A 13,099-nucleotide genomic window follows, 5' to 3' on the forward strand; every position below is an offset into this window, starting at 1 on the left:
GGCAAACCTGACGAGCGAACGGCGGCGTCCGGAGCGGCAGCCCGTCAGGGCAGGAAACGATACAGGGGGCGGAAGCGTGGACTACCGGGAGAAGAGCTTCTGGCTTGAGACCGCGGGGGCGTACGCGGAGCGGCCGCCCCTCGCGGGCGATCACGTGGCGGACGTGTGCATCATCGGCGGCGGGTTCACCGGGATCTCCGCCGCGCTCCACCTGAAGGAGCGGGAGCCCGGGCTGCGGGTGGTGGTGCTGGAGTCGGCGGTGGTGGGATACGGCGCCAGCGGCCGCAACGCCGGCTTCAGCATGACCCTCTTCGGCCTCTCGCCGGAGGTGACCCGCTGGCGCTTCGGCCTGCAGGGGCTCCGGGAGGCCGATGCGTACATGGTCCGGGCGGTGGCGGAGGTGCGCCGCCGGGTGGCCGAGCACGGCATCGACTGCGACTACGAGGAGAACGGCCTGCTGACGGTCGCGGCCAGCGACGCCCAGCGGCGCCGCCTGCAGCGGGAGATGGAGCTGGCCCGGAGGGCCGGGGCGCACGAGACGACCTGGCTCGAGGCCGAGGCGGTGCGGGACCTGGTGAACTCGCCCGCTTTCTGCGGCGCCCGCCTGGACCCGGTCTGCGCCATCCTCAACCCGGCCAGGCTGGTGCGGGGCCTGGCCCGGGCCGCGGAGGAGGCCGGGGCAGTCATCTGCGAGCGCACGCCGGCGCTGGAGGTGGAGCCCGGACCCAAGGTGCGCATCCGCACGGCGCAGGGCCAGGTGGTGGCGGAGAAGGCGATCCTGGCCACCAACGCCTACTCGCATCAGTTCCGTCCGGTGCGCAGCCGCCAGCTGCCGGTCCACACCTACATCGTGCTCACGGAGCCGCTCTCCCCGGCGCAGCTGGAGGCCATCGGCTGGCGGCAGCGGCAGGGCATCGAGGACGGCCGCAACCTCATCCACTACTTCCGGCTCACCGCCGACAACCGGCTGCTGATGGGCGGCGAGGACGCGCACTACTACTGGGGCAGCGCCGTCGGGCGCGACCGGAACCCGGTCCTGCAGCAGCGGCTGCAAGAAGCGGTAGAGCGGACCTTTCCCGCGCTCGCGGGGGTCCGCTTCACACACCACTGGGGCGGGCCGATCTCAGCCACCCTCGACCTGGCGCCGGCGATCGGCCGCATCGGATCCAACCTGCTCTACAGCGTGGGCTGCATGGGACACGGGGTGTCGCTCTGCACCCTGAACGGGGCGACGCTGGCCGACCTGGCCCTGGAGCGGCAGACCGACCTGACGGACGTCTTCTTCGTCAACCGGCGGATGCTGCCGGTGCCCCCCGAGCCGCTCCGCTTCGCGGTGGCCGGCGCGATCCTGGCCGGGATGCGCCTGGGGGACCGGTGGGACGAGCGCCGTCGCTGAGCGGCCGGTCAGCGGGTGGAGAACTGGATGGTGCCCATGTTGGCCTCCAGCGTGACCCGGTGGGTGCCCGCGCCCAGCGTGCGGCTGGCCGACCGGGCGAGGCCATCGCCCCCGCCGCCGTTCATGCCGAGAATGCGGCCCGTGCCGGTGCTGGCCCGGACGGTGGCGTCGGATGACGCGGGCATGGTGAGGTGGATGGAGCCGGTGTTGGTGCGCAGGGTGACGGGGCCGCCGGGCGGGGACACCAGGATCGCCGTGATGGTGCCGGTCCGGGTCTCCGCCGTCACCTCGGCCCCGCCGTGATCATCCACGGTGATGACGCCGGTGCCCGAGCGCAGCGTGAGCGCGCCGTCCACCTGCCGCGCCGTGATGGCGCCGGCATCGGTGGTGGCGGCTACCGGACCGGCAAAGCGCACCACCTGGATGCTGCCCGAATCGGCCCGGGCCACCAGGCTGCCGGAGCCGTCGGTGACGGTGATCGAGCCCGCGTCGGCGGCCAGGTCCAGGCTGCCGTCATACCCCTGCACGGCGATCGTCCCGGCGTCCGTCCGCACCGTCACCGCCATGCCGGCCGGCGCGTAGATGCGGTAGGTGGTCTGCCACAAGCCGGGGCTGAAGCCCCGGGCCGACACCCGGCCGGTGACCCGCACGGTCGCGCCGCCCTCGGCCGTCAGGTTCAGCCGGGGCGCAGCGCCCTCCCGGGGGAAGGCCAGGCCGCGGGCGGTCTGCCTGGCCTCCACCCGCACCTCGTCCGCCTGGTGGGGGAGCAGCGTCACCTGCCCGACGTCGATGTTCACCTCCAGCGCGGCCGCGCCGGCGGTCGGGACCGTGCGCACCTCGGTCTGGGTGGCGCCGTCATCGAGGGAAAGCGAGATTTCGGGGCTCGCGCCCGAGAAGGCGTGCACCACGGAGGTCAGCGCCAGGGCGCCGGCCAGCAGGAAGGCGCCGCCCACGTCCAACCGGAGCGGGCGCCGGCCGGCCCGGTCCAGCAGGCCCCAGATCAGGTACTCCAGCCCGAAGCCGATGAGGAAGACGGGCCAGAGGCGCAGCAGCAGCTCCGTGTAGCGGGGGCCGGCGGCGGCGATGTTATCGCTGAGCAGTGCGGCGCCGGCAGCGACGAGGCCGATGGCCACGGTTGCGCGGCCCACGCGGCGCGGGCTGGTGTTCATGCCGGGAATCCTCCTTCGGTTGCGTCTTGAACGTTCCACGGGTGCGTCTCGTTCGCTTCACCCGGTTTGACGCTGCTCCGCCGGGGATTCCTTCACCGCCTTCGCTGCACTTCAGCGCGTCCCCCACACCACCAGCGCGACGCCCAGCAGCACGATCAGCACCCGGCCGGGCTGGAGCCTGCCGAGGCTGGCGGCGAGGCCGAGCGCGCTGACCGTGATGAAGATGACCGGCCCCACCAGCCCCAGCAGCGAGTTGAGCCGCAGCATCGCCCTGGGGTCGGCCATGCGCAGGAGCAGCACCGCGGCGCAGACCTCGATGCAGGCCGAGAGCATGCGGGCGAGCCGCATTCCCCAGATCAGCTTCTCCTCCACGGACCGGCCCCCCTATTGCCAGCGCACCAGCGCCAGCAGGATGGCGGTGAAGCCTGCGGCGGCCAGGGGGCCGACGGGGATGCCCTTGAACAGCACCACGCCCAGGATGGTGCCGACCACCATGCCGACGATCACCTCGGGCTTCACCTGCAGCAGCGTCACGCCGTAGCCGCTGAGCACGGCGGCGATGATGCCGCCCAGGATGGCCGCGAGGCCGCTCCAGGAGGTGAAGGACTGCCGGATCTCGGCCCAGCCCACCTCGCCGGTGGCGAACGGGACCAGCACGGCCATCAGGAGGAAGATCAGCCCGGCCTCCAGCCCCCGCCTCTCCAGGAGCGGGAAGAAGCGATCGAGGCTGAGCACGCGCATGATGAGCACGACGCCTGCGGCGGTGACGATCAGCGAGTTGCGCGCCGCGACGCCCAGCGCCATCAGGGCGAGGAGGATCACCCGATCGCTCGGCATGGACATCCCTCCCGTTGCGATTCTATCGGAGGCCTGGACGAAAAATGCCTGGGGGTGTCGCACCACCCGGGTTCGGGGAATCTAATCAGTGGATCGCGCAGGGAGGGATTTGCCGGTGGGGCAGTTGAAGGCGCCGGCGGGGCCGAACCGCTGGCTGCAGCTGGCGGCGCTCTGTACCGTTCCGCTGATCATGGTTCTCGGCAACTCGATGCTCATCCCGGTCCTGCCCGACATGGGGCGGGTGATGAACATCAGCAAGGCGACCACCGGGCTGGCCGTCACCGCGTTCTCGCTCTCGGCCGGCGTTGCCATCGCCGTGGCCGGCTTCCTGGCCGACCGCTACGGCCGCAAGCTGGTGGTGGTGCCCAGCCTGGTGCTCTACGGCCTGGGCGGGATCGTCTCGGGGCTGGCGGGCTGGAGGCTCGGCGCGGGCGGCTTCACCATGGTGATGGTGGGCCGGGTGATTCAGGGCATCGGCGCGGCGGGCACCGCCCCGGTGGCCATGGCCTTTGTCGGCGACCTGTTCCGGGGCGGCAGCCGCGTGACGGCCCTGGGCATCTTCGAGGCCTCCAACGGCCTGGGCAAAGTCATCTCGCCGATCCTGGGGGCGCTGATCGGCCAGGTCTTCGTCTGGTGGGCGGTCTTCTTCGCCTACGCCCTCCTCGCCATCCCCTTCGCCCTGGGGGTCTGGTTCCTCACCCGTGAGCCAAGGCGCCAGAAGGCGCCGCCGGCCCGGGAGTACTTCCGGCAGGTGATCGGGATCTTCCGGCAGAAGGGCGTGCCTTTGGTGGCCTGCTTCTGGGCCGGCACCGTGGCCCTCTTCGTGCTCTTCGGCGTGCTCTTCTTCCTCTCGGAGCACCTGGAGAACGCCCACGGCATCGACGGCGTGCCCAAGGGCGTGCGCATCATGTGGCCGGTGCTGGCCATGTCGGTGGTCTCCTTCAGCTCGGGGCTCTACCTGCAGAACCACAAGGGCCTGCTGAAGCCGGCGGTGATCGCCGGGCTGATCATGGCCATCGGCGGGACGCTGCTCATCGCCTTCATCCGGGTGGACTGGGCCTTCTACACGGGCCTGGTCATCGCCGGGCTGGGCACCGGGCTGCAGCTTCCGGGGCTGAACAACCTGATCACCTCGTCGGCCCGGTCCGAGCAGCGGGCGATGATCACCTCCATCTACGGTGCCGTGCGCTTCATCGGCGTCGCCTTCGGCCCGCCCATCTACGGCGCGCTGATGCGCCGCAGCGAGGCGGTGCCCTTCTGGTTCTCCGCCGGGGTCCTGGCCTCGTCGCTGGCCGCCACGCTCCTCCTCATCCGGCCGGAGCAGCTGGTGGAGGAGGAGGGCGAGGAGGAGGAGGCCGGCGGGGCGGAGACCGGGGGGAAGCGGGGCGGACCCGGCCGGACCGTCGAGATCCCTCCCTGGGAGCCGCCCGCCGACGTGCCCCTGGGCACCCGGGCGCCGCTGCATTGATGTGCAGACCGGGGATACAGGGATGGGCGGGGGAAAGGGCGAACTCTTACGGAAAGTGCAACCGTGGAGGGAGCCGCATGGACGTGGCCCTGCTGGCCGACCTGTGGGAGGAGAATCAGGAGCACCTGAAGCAGCACCTGGGCGAGTCGACGCAGGAAGCGTTCGGCGCCCGCTGGGTGCTCATGCCCTCCGCGCCCTATCCGCGCTACAACCACGTGGGCTACATCCGCGTGGGCTGCGACGAGGCGGAGGAGCTGATCGCCGCGGCGCGCGTCTACTTCCGGGAGCAGGGGCTCCCCCAGGTCGCGTTCCTGACGACCCCGGCCACGCAGCCGGCCGACCTGGCGCAGCGGCTGCTGCGGCAGGGGTACCGGAGCGAGGCGGTCCCCGTGATGGTGTGGGACGGCACCCCGCTGCCGCTGCCCCGCCGTCCGGACCTCAGGGTGGTGCGGCTGCGGCAGGGCGACTTCGAGCTGTTCTGGCAGGTGATGCGCCAGGTCTTCTTCCCCGGCGCCACCGGCGGCTACCTGGCGGCCGGGCGGAAGGGGGTCGAGGTGGCCGACGCCCTGGGCGCCTTCCACTACGTGGCCTTCCTGGGCGGGCGGCCCGTCGGCGGCGGCACGCTCTACCGGCGGGGCCGGATGGGGGGCATCTACAACCTCTGCACCCTGCCGGCCTACCAGCGGCTGGGCGTGGCTACGGAGGTGCTGCGGACGGCGATCGCCGACGCGCTGGAGAACGGCTGCGACTACGTGGGCCTGACCCCCACGGCCATGGGCCGCCGGCTCTACCAGCGGCTGGGCTTCCGCGACGTGTACCACGAGATCTACCTGTCGCAGCGGTTCCAGCGGCCCGAGGAGCGGTGGCGCGTTCACTGAGCGGTCCCGGCCGGACGGGCCTATGGTATGATGTGGTTATGAATCCCCTCCAGAGGAAGGCGGTCACCCGATGAACGAGACCTTCTATCCGGCACAACCCGCACCCTCGTCCGGTCTCAAGGGCATCAACTTCGTCACGCTGTTGGCGCTCCTGGTGGCGGTCATCGCCCTGGCCAGCAGCATGCTCTCCGCCATGAACATGCAGTACGCGGTGACGCCCGAGTCCATCCGGATCCGCAGCGGCTTCAGCACCAAGGAGATCCCGCTGGATGCGGTCACGGACGTCTGGCGGCCCGACCGGCTGACCGGCGGCGTGCGCCTCTTCGGCACGGCCACGTCCAACCTGCGGACGGGGCGCTTCCGCTTCAATGAGACCGGCGACATCACGCTCTACGCGACGAAGCTGGACTCGCTGGTGGTGATCGACGTCTCCGACGCCCGCTACGGGCTCACCCCTGTGGATCCCGAGCGGCTGATGGAAGCCATCGAGACCCGGTCGCCCGGAACGTTCCAGCCCGCGGGCGGAACGGGGCGGGCCACCGCCTCGATGCTGATCCCGCTGGCGCTGGTGGCGGTGGCCGCCGTGTCCGCGCTGTACGTCACGGGCGCGGTGGGCCGCTTCCCGAAGGCGCTCCGGTACGAACTGGGGCCTGACGGGGTGACGATCCGCACCGGCCTGAGCCCGGTCCGCATCGGCTACGACGAGCTGGAGCGGGTGGAGGTGGCCTCGCCGAAGGGGTTCCCGCTGCGCCTCTACGGTACGGCGGTGGGCAGCCTCCTCTGGGGCCGGTTCCGGTGGCCCGACGCCGGCCCGAACCTGCGGCTGTACGCCACGCGCATCAAGCCGCTGGTGCTGATGCACCTGCGCGACGGCCGGACCTTCGGGATCACGCCGGAGGAGGACGAGCGGTTCGTAGAGGCGGTCCGGCAGCGGATGCGGTGATCGTTGGATTCGGCGCTCGCGCCCGGCAGGCCGGCAGCACGCGCCGTGCCGGAGACAGCGAAGATCAGCGGCCGACAAGCAGTCTTAGACAGAGAGGAGCGGCATCGGCATGCAGGGACGGACGGGGCTCCTGACGCTTCTGCGGGAGTACAGCTGGGACCGGGAGGGCTGGTTCGCACCGCTGGAGGCGGCGCTGGAAGGCGTGACGGCCCGCGAGGCGGCCTGGCAGCCGCCCGGCGGCGGCAACACGATCTGGCAGACCCTGAGGCACCTGAACTTCTGGAACGAGTTCATGTGGCACCGCATCACCGGCACCCCAGGCGGCCCTGCGATGACCGCCAACGAGGAGACCTTCGGCCCGGCGGCAGGCCCGGAAGCGGAGGACGCGTGGCAGGCGGAGGTCGCCCGGGCCCGCGACCTGGCCCGGCGGCTCCGGGAGGCCGTCGCGAACCTGTCCGAGGACGACCTGGAGAAGCCGCTCCAGGACATGGGAACTGTTGCGGAATCCCTGGCCGCATGGGTGATGCACGACACCTACCACACGGGGCAGATCGTGCTGATCCGCAAGATGCAGGGCTCCTGGCCGGCGACGCGGTAACCGGCCAATCGCACCAGGGCGGCCATCCTGATGTTGCACCCTGTTCCTTCGGCGCTCATACCCTGCACCGAAGGCCGCGCACGGCGCGGCCTTCAAGCGCAGGGAGAGGAGGCCGGGCGTGATCCAGGAGTTGCGCGCCTACGCCGGGGTGCTGCGCCATCCGCTGGCCGGGCGCACCGCAAAGCCCCGGAGCGTAGGGCAGACGATGGTCATCGACAAGGGGCTGGGACTCGACCAGACCCGGGCCCTGCTGGAGCTGGCAGGGGAGTACATCGACTACATCAAGCTGGGCTTCGGCACGGCCGCCCTCTACCCGGAAAGGATGCTCCGGGAGAAGGTGGCCCTGATTCGCGCGCACGGCGTGGAGCCTTACCCGGGCGGGACGTTCCTCGAGGTGGCCGTGCTCCAGGGCCGGCTGGAGGCGTACCTGGAGGAGACGTGGGAGCTGGGATTCCGCACGGTGGAGGTGAGCGACGGCACGATCGAGCTGGGCCCCGGGGCCCGGGAGCACGCCATCCGGACCGCCCGGGCGCTGGGCTTCACCGTCATCACCGAGGTGGGGAAGAAGGACGGTGCGCAGGAGCTGGACCCCGCCGCCGCCCTGGAGCAGCTGCAGGCGGACCTGGGTGCCGGCGCGGCCAAGGTGATCCTCGAGGGGCGGGAGTCGGGCAAGGGGGTCGGCATCTACGACCGGGAGGGCCGCCTGAAGATGGGGGCGGTGGAGCGGCTGGTCGCCGGGCTGCCGGATCCGGGGGCGGTGATGTGGGAGGCGCCCCTGAAGGCGCAGCAGCAGGAGCTGATCGCCCTCTTCGGGCCCAACGTCAACCTGGGCAACGTGGCGCCGGACGAGGTGATCGCCCTGGAGGCGCTGCGCTGCGGGCTGCGGAGCGACACGCTGCGGCTGGCGCTTGTCAACGGAAAGTGCTGAGGCGGCACCGGCGGGCCAGGACCCGCCGGTGCCGCCTGGTCATGCACCTCACCACCCGTTCTGCCGGATCACCTCCCGGTACCAGAAGGCCGAATCCTTGGGGAGGCGGCGCTGGGTGGCGTAGTCCACGTAGACGATGCCGAACCGCTTGGCGTACCCCCAGGCCCACTCGAAGTTGTCCAGCAGGGACCAGACGAAGTAGCCCCTGAGGTTGACCCCGTCGGCGATGGCCTGTCCGGCGGCCTCCAGGTGGTCCCGGAGGAAGGCGATGCGGTCGGTGTCGTGCACCCGCCCGTCCTCCGTCAGCACGTCGCGCATGGCGGCGCCGTTCTCGTGGATGTAGACCGGCAGGCCCCGCGTCCAATCCCGCTGGATTCGCACCAGCAGGTCCCGCAGGCAGCCGGGCACGATCTCCCAGCCCTGGTCCGTCACGGGGCCCCGGGGCGGCAGCGTGCGCAGTCCGAAGAAGGGGCTGTGCGGGTCATCCTGGCAGATGGTGCGGGTGTAGTAGTTGAGGCCGAAGAAGTCGATGGGTGCGCTGATCAGCGCCATGTCGCCGGGGGGCGGCCAGTCGGGTGCGCCCGCTCCCGCGGCCGTGCCCGGCAGTGCGCCGGCGGCCCCGTACCAGGCCAGCATGTCCTCAGGGTAGCGGCCCAGGAAGAGGGGGTCGGCGAACCAGCGGTTGAAGAAGCCGTCGTACCGGCGGGCAGCGGCCCGGTCGGCCTCGCTGTCGCCGGCCGGCTCGGCGACGGTCATGTTCAGCGTGATGCCCACCCGCTGGTCCCGTCGCATCAGATCCCGGAAGGCCTGCACGGCCAGCCCGTGGGCCAGCAGGAGGTGGTGGGAGGCCCGCACTGCCGCCGGCCAGTCCGTGAGGCCGGGGGCGTGCTGGCCAAGGGCGTGGCCCAGGAAGGCGGCGCACCAGGGCTCGTTGATGGTGGTCCAGTCGTCCACGCCGTCGCCCAGCTCCCGGAGGGCGGCTGCGGCGTACTCCTGGAACCGGTACGCGGTGTCCCGGTTGACCCAGCCGCCGGCCTCCTGGAGCGCCTGCGGCAGGTCCCAGTGATACAGGGTGGCCACCGGCTTGATGGACCGGGCGCGGAGCCGCTCCACCAGCCGCTTGTAGAAGTCGAACCCCCGGGAGTTGGGCCGGCCCGCCCCCTCGGGGAAGAGGCGGGGCCAGGCGATGGAGAAGCGGTAGGCCTGCAGGCCGAGGTCGGCCATCAGGTCGACGTCCTCGGCCCAGCGATGGTAATGGTCGCAGGCCACGTCGCCGGTGTCGCCCCCGGCCACCTTGCCGGGGGTGTGCGCGAACCGGTCCCAGATCGACTCGCCCCGGCCGTCCTCCCGGACGGCCCCTTCGACCTGGTAGGCGGCCGTGGCCGCGCCCCAGAGGAAGTCAGCGGGAAAGCGCATGGTACTCCTCCTGTCACCCCTTGACGCTGCCGGCCGTCATGCCGCTGATGAACCACCTCTGGGTGAGGAGGAAAGTGACCACCACCGGGATCGTGGTGACGGTGGCTGCGGCCATGAGCAGGTCGTAGCGGTTCTGGAACTGTCCGATGTAAAGCCGGATGCCGATGGGGATGGTCGCCACCTCGGCCGTGCTGGTCATCACCCAGGCGAAGAGCAGCTCGTCCCAGGCGTTGAGGAAGATGTAGACCCCGGTGGCGATCAGCCCGGGCGCCGAGAGCGGGAGGATCACCCGCCAGAAGGCGCCGAACAGGGTAGCGCCGTCGATCAGGGCCGCCTCCTCCAGCTCGTGCGGGATCGCGGCGAAGAACCCCCGCATGATCCAGATCGACATGGGCGTGAAGAACGCGGTGTAGATCAGGATCATGCCCCAGTACGTGTTGACCATCGGCAGGCCGAAGGTCTGCCGGATCCAGAGGAAGATGAAGTAGATGGGCAGCAGGAACATGATTCCGGGGATCATCTGGGTGCTGAGCACGGCCATGCTGAAGAGGTCGGCCCCCCGGAAGCGGAACCGGGCCAGGGCGTAGCCCGCCAGGGTGGCGAAGGCGCAGGCCGTCAGCGTGGTGATGCCGGAGATGATCAGGCTGTTGCGCAGGTAGACGCCGAACCGGACGTTGGCCCACATCTGCCGGTAGTTCTCCCAGCGGGGGTTGGCGAGGCTGATCTGCCCCAGCTGCAGATCGGCCGTGGACTGGAGCGAGGAGAGGACCATCCAGGCGATGGGGAAGAGGGTCGCCACCACCACCAGGGCGGTCAGCAGCGTCAGGAGGGCGTTGTGCACCCGCTTCCAGGCCTGCGGCGTCATCGGATGATCAACTCCTGTCGGAAGATGCGGTACCAGAGCGCCACCACGCCCATCATCGCCAGCATCAGCAGCACCGAGGCGGCAGCGCCGTAGCCGAAGAGCCAGCTCTGGAAGGACTGGCGCTGGATGGCGATCATCAGGAGGTCGCCCCACTCGCCGGCGTACCCCGATCCGTTGCCGAACATCATCACGACGATGTTGAAGGCGTACACGCTCTGGATGATCTGGAACAGCAGCTGGATCGCGATGGCCGGGCGGAGCAAGGGCAGGGTGATGTGGCGGAAGCGCCGCCAGGGCCCGGCGCCGTCGATGGCGGCCGCCTCGTAGAGCTCGCCGGGGATGGTCTGCAGCGCGGCCAGGAAGACGATGAAGACGTACGGCCACGACCGCCACACCGTCGGGAGGATGATGGCCCAGATCGTGTTGGGGCCCATCAGCCAGAAGGGCTTCTCCGGCAGCAGGTGGAGCCAGTCCACGAGGATCCGGTTGATGATGCCGGTATCCCGGTGCCACATGAAGCTCCAGAGGATGCCCACCACGTAGCTGGGCACCACCCACGGCAGCAGCATCAGGGTCCGCACCAGGGCCCGCCCGCGGAAGTTCCGGTTCATCAGCAGGGCCACGCCCAGGCCGGTGGCGAGCACGAGCAGCGTGACCACCGCGGAGAAGATGGCGGTGTTCCGGGCGGCGATGGCCAGCCCGGCACGCACCGGGTTTTCCGGGTCAAACAGGACGCTTCGGTAGTTGGCGAGCCCCACGAAGGGGGCGCGCAGGAAGCGGCGGAGCGTGAACTGGTTGAGCTGCAGGAACGACATGGCGATCCCCTGCAGCATCGGCACCAGGTGGACCATGAGCATGAAGAGAAACGCCGGCGCCACCATGGCGTAGGCCAGCCGGTTGTTCCGCCAGCTTCCGGCCCGGCGGTGCCGGGCGTCCCCGGCCGGGCCCCTGCCGGCGGGCGCGCCGGCGGAAGGCAAGGCCGGCCGTGCTCTGCCGGCGGGGTGCGGACTCGGGACGGACGTGGACATGGTCGGTCACCTCTTCCCGGGCAGGGGGGCGGGGCGACCGCCCCCCGCTCTTGGGCGCGTGCGCCGGTTCCAACGGCGGCCGGGCATGCAGGCTGGTCCGGCGTTACTGGTTCAGGAGGCTGGTGGCCTCACGGGCCGCCTCGTCGAGCACCTGCTTCACCGCCTCCCGGCTGTAGGTGCCGCTCACGCCCGCCGTCAGGTCCCAGATGGTGGAGAGGTGCTTCGTGTACACGGTCTCCACCGGCCCCCACTGCGGGATGGAGGCGTAGCTGCGGCCGTACCGGGCTGCCTCGTAGAAGGGGGCGAAGTTGGCGTTGAGCGCCACCATGTCGGGCTCAAGGGCCTTGAGGGCGGGCAGCATGCCGGCCATTTCGCCGTAGGCCATCTGCGCCTCCTTGCCGACGAGGAACTTGACCAGCTCCCAGCTCAGCTCCTTGTGGCGGGAGGCATTGAAGATGGCCAGGTTGGAGCCGCCGAAGAAGGTGTAGCGCCCCCGGGGCCCCTCGGGAATCGGGGCCACCCCGTAGTTCTGGGCGGCGATCTTGTCAGCGTGGCCGTTCTCCGACTCGGGGCGGGTGTACTGGCTCACCATCCACGGGCCGTTGAAGAAGACGGCGAACTCGCCGGTGTGGAAGGCCATCTCGGCGTCGGAGGTGTTCTTCTCCAGCACCCCCGGCGGCACCAGCCCCTCCCGGACCAGCCCGGTGTAGAACATCACGCCGTCCAGGGCCTCCTCGCTGTTGATGGCCGAGGACCGGAGGTCAGCGCTCAGCTCAGAACCGCCCGCTCCCCAGACCCAGGGCATGATGTTGTGCGTCACGTTCCAGTCGTTCTTGCCGGGGAAGCCGATGGCGGCCACCGGCCGTCCCTCGATCTCGGTGCCGTTGATCTGGTGGAGGGCAGCCTTGAAGCTCTCCCAGTCGCGGAATGCGGTCTGCGGATCCACGCCGGCCTTCTGGAAGACGTCGGTCCGGTAGTAGGCGGCCCGCACGTCGATGAACCAGGGAACGGCGTAGACCTCCGGGTCGCCGGCGATGGAGACGGTGTTCCACGAGGCGGGGTAGAAGGCATCGGCGCCGCCGATCTCCGCCACCTTGCCGCTCAGCGGCTCAAGGGCGCCCATCGCCGCGATGGCCGGCACCCAGGTGGTGCCCAGCTGCAGCACGTCCGGCCCCTCGCCCGAGGTGGCCGCGGCCGTGATGCGGGTCCAGGCCGACGACCAGTCGATCACCGTCACCTGCACGTCGACGTTGTGCTGGGCCATGAACGGCTGCAGCAGCTGGAGCATGTCCTGCTCCGACTGGGTGGTGTTGGGCATGATCCACATCTGGAGCGTGGTGCGCCCCGACGGGGCCGGAGTCGCCGGCGCCTGCGGCTGGGTGCCAGCGGCGGGCGGGCTCTGCTGGTCGCCGGAGCCGGACGGCCCGTCGCCGCCGCCCGCCGGCTGGCCGCTGCTGCCGCAGCCGGCCACCAGCATCACCAGGGACAGGAGGAGACCAAGTGTGCGGGACCACTTCGCCATTTGCGGAACCTCCCTCTCTGCTAGCCTCTATGGATCATGGGGGCCATCCCC

At 70.7% G+C, this 13,099-nt stretch carries 13 protein-coding genes; 6 read left to right on the top strand and 7 right to left on the bottom strand.

The features are described 5' to 3' along the window. Positions 1-76 precede the first annotated feature (76 nt). Complete coding sequence (locus tag J2Z79_RS06635) at positions 77-1,396, top strand: NAD(P)/FAD-dependent oxidoreductase (protein ID WP_342589428.1); 1,320 nt, start codon at positions 77-79, stop codon at positions 1,394-1,396. An 8-nt stretch (positions 1,397-1,404) separates the two neighbouring features. On the opposite strand, the gene J2Z79_RS06640 is transcribed toward J2Z79_RS06635, so the two are convergent. From J2Z79_RS06640 to J2Z79_RS06650, 3 genes are all read right to left on the bottom strand, one after another. After that, on the bottom strand, positions 1,405-2,565 hold the full coding sequence (locus J2Z79_RS06640; RefSeq protein WP_209466082.1) for a DUF4097 family beta strand repeat-containing protein: 1,161 nt from the start codon (positions 2,563-2,565) through the stop codon (positions 1,405-1,407). A gap of 111 nt (positions 2,566-2,676) precedes the next feature. Further along, the gene (locus J2Z79_RS06645) at positions 2,677-2,937 is read right to left on the bottom strand and encodes a YqhV family protein (RefSeq protein WP_209466083.1); all 261 of its coding nucleotides are present in this window, start codon (positions 2,935-2,937) and stop codon (positions 2,677-2,679) included. A 12-nt stretch (positions 2,938-2,949) separates the two neighbouring features. After that, complete coding sequence (locus tag J2Z79_RS06650) at positions 2,950-3,402, bottom strand: DUF441 domain-containing protein (protein WP_209466084.1); 453 nt, start codon at positions 3,400-3,402, stop codon at positions 2,950-2,952. 115 nt (positions 3,403-3,517) lie between these two features. Here J2Z79_RS06650 and J2Z79_RS06655 point away from each other — a divergent pair, with 115 nt between their 5' ends. The 5 genes from J2Z79_RS06655 (at position 3,518) to comA (ending at position 8,217) form a co-directional block, all read left to right on the top strand. Further along, the gene (locus J2Z79_RS06655) at positions 3,518-4,870 is read left to right on the top strand and encodes an MFS transporter (RefSeq protein WP_342589429.1); all 1,353 of its coding nucleotides are present in this window, start codon (positions 3,518-3,520) and stop codon (positions 4,868-4,870) included. 77 nt (positions 4,871-4,947) lie between these two features. Then, positions 4,948-5,748 carry a GNAT family N-acetyltransferase gene (locus J2Z79_RS06660; RefSeq protein WP_209466086.1) on the top strand — a complete coding sequence of 267 codons (801 nt, stop codon included), beginning with the start codon at positions 4,948-4,950 and terminating at the stop codon, positions 5,746-5,748. Between the two features lie 70 nt (positions 5,749-5,818). After that, positions 5,819-6,691 (top strand): PH domain-containing protein, encoded by an 873-nt coding sequence (locus tag J2Z79_RS06665; protein WP_209466087.1) that lies wholly within the window; start codon positions 5,819-5,821, stop codon positions 6,689-6,691. Positions 6,692-6,800: 109 nt separating this feature from the next. Then, positions 6,801-7,289: a DinB family protein gene (locus J2Z79_RS06670; RefSeq protein WP_209466088.1), complete on the top strand. Its 489-nt coding sequence runs from the start codon at positions 6,801-6,803 to the stop codon at positions 7,287-7,289. A gap of 118 nt (positions 7,290-7,407) precedes the next feature. Further along, a complete protein-coding gene (comA, locus tag J2Z79_RS06675) occupies positions 7,408-8,217 on the top strand; it encodes a phosphosulfolactate synthase (RefSeq protein ID WP_342589430.1) in 810 nt (269 codons plus the stop codon). Between the two features lie 48 nt (positions 8,218-8,265). Here the strand turns inward: comA and J2Z79_RS06680 are convergent, their stop codons facing one another. The 4 genes from J2Z79_RS06680 to J2Z79_RS06695 all read right to left on the bottom strand — a co-directional run bounded on the left by J2Z79_RS06680 (position 8,266) and on the right by J2Z79_RS06695 (position 13,048). Further along, entirely contained in the window at positions 8,266-9,633 is a 1,368-nt protein-coding gene (locus J2Z79_RS06680) for a GH1 family beta-glucosidase (protein WP_209466089.1), read from the bottom strand. Positions 9,634-9,646: 13 nt separating this feature from the next. After that, complete coding sequence (locus J2Z79_RS06685) at positions 9,647-10,498, bottom strand: carbohydrate ABC transporter permease (protein WP_209466090.1); 852 nt, start codon at positions 10,496-10,498, stop codon at positions 9,647-9,649. Next, on the bottom strand, positions 10,495-11,526 hold the full coding sequence (locus tag J2Z79_RS06690; protein ID WP_209466091.1) for a carbohydrate ABC transporter permease: 1,032 nt from the start codon (positions 11,524-11,526) through the stop codon (positions 10,495-10,497). The genes J2Z79_RS06685 and J2Z79_RS06690 overlap by 4 nt, the downstream gene beginning before the upstream one ends. Positions 11,527-11,629: 103 nt before the next feature. Next, positions 11,630-13,048, bottom strand: a complete 1,419-nt coding sequence (locus J2Z79_RS06695; RefSeq protein WP_209466092.1) for a sugar ABC transporter substrate-binding protein — start codon at positions 13,046-13,048, stop codon at positions 11,630-11,632. Positions 13,049-13,099: the final 51 nt, after the last annotated feature.

The organism is Symbiobacterium terraclitae (genome assembly GCF_017874315.1).
Lineage (GTDB): Bacteria > Bacillota > Sulfobacillia > Symbiobacteriales > Symbiobacteriaceae > Symbiobacterium > Symbiobacterium terraclitae.

What these genes read in the sequence shown, in the direction of transcription:
- J2Z79_RS06690 (WP_209466091.1), bottom strand. Translation starts at nt 11,526, where the DNA reads ATGTCCACGTCCGTCCCGAGTCCGCACCCCGCCGGCAGAGCACGGCCG.
- J2Z79_RS06650 (WP_209466084.1), bottom strand. Translation starts at nt 3,402, where the DNA reads ATGCCGAGCGATCGGGTGATCCTCCTCGCCCTGATGGCGCTGGGCGTC.
- J2Z79_RS06640 (WP_209466082.1), bottom strand. Translation starts at nt 2,565, where the DNA reads ATGAACACCAGCCCGCGCCGCGTGGGCCGCGCAACCGTGGCCATCGGC.
- J2Z79_RS06680 (WP_209466089.1), bottom strand. Translation starts at nt 9,633, where the DNA reads ATGCGCTTTCCCGCTGACTTCCTCTGGGGCGCGGCCACGGCCGCCTAC.
- J2Z79_RS06685 (WP_209466090.1), bottom strand. Translation starts at nt 10,498, where the DNA reads ATGACGCCGCAGGCCTGGAAGCGGGTGCACAACGCCCTCCTGACGCTG.
- J2Z79_RS06665 (WP_209466087.1), top strand. Translation starts at nt 5,819, where the DNA reads ATGAACGAGACCTTCTATCCGGCACAACCCGCACCCTCGTCCGGTCTC.
- J2Z79_RS06670 (WP_209466088.1), top strand. Translation starts at nt 6,801, where the DNA reads ATGCAGGGACGGACGGGGCTCCTGACGCTTCTGCGGGAGTACAGCTGG.
- J2Z79_RS06660 (WP_209466086.1), top strand. Translation starts at nt 4,948, where the DNA reads ATGGACGTGGCCCTGCTGGCCGACCTGTGGGAGGAGAATCAGGAGCAC.
- J2Z79_RS06695 (WP_209466092.1), bottom strand. Translation starts at nt 13,048, where the DNA reads ATGGCGAAGTGGTCCCGCACACTTGGTCTCCTCCTGTCCCTGGTGATG.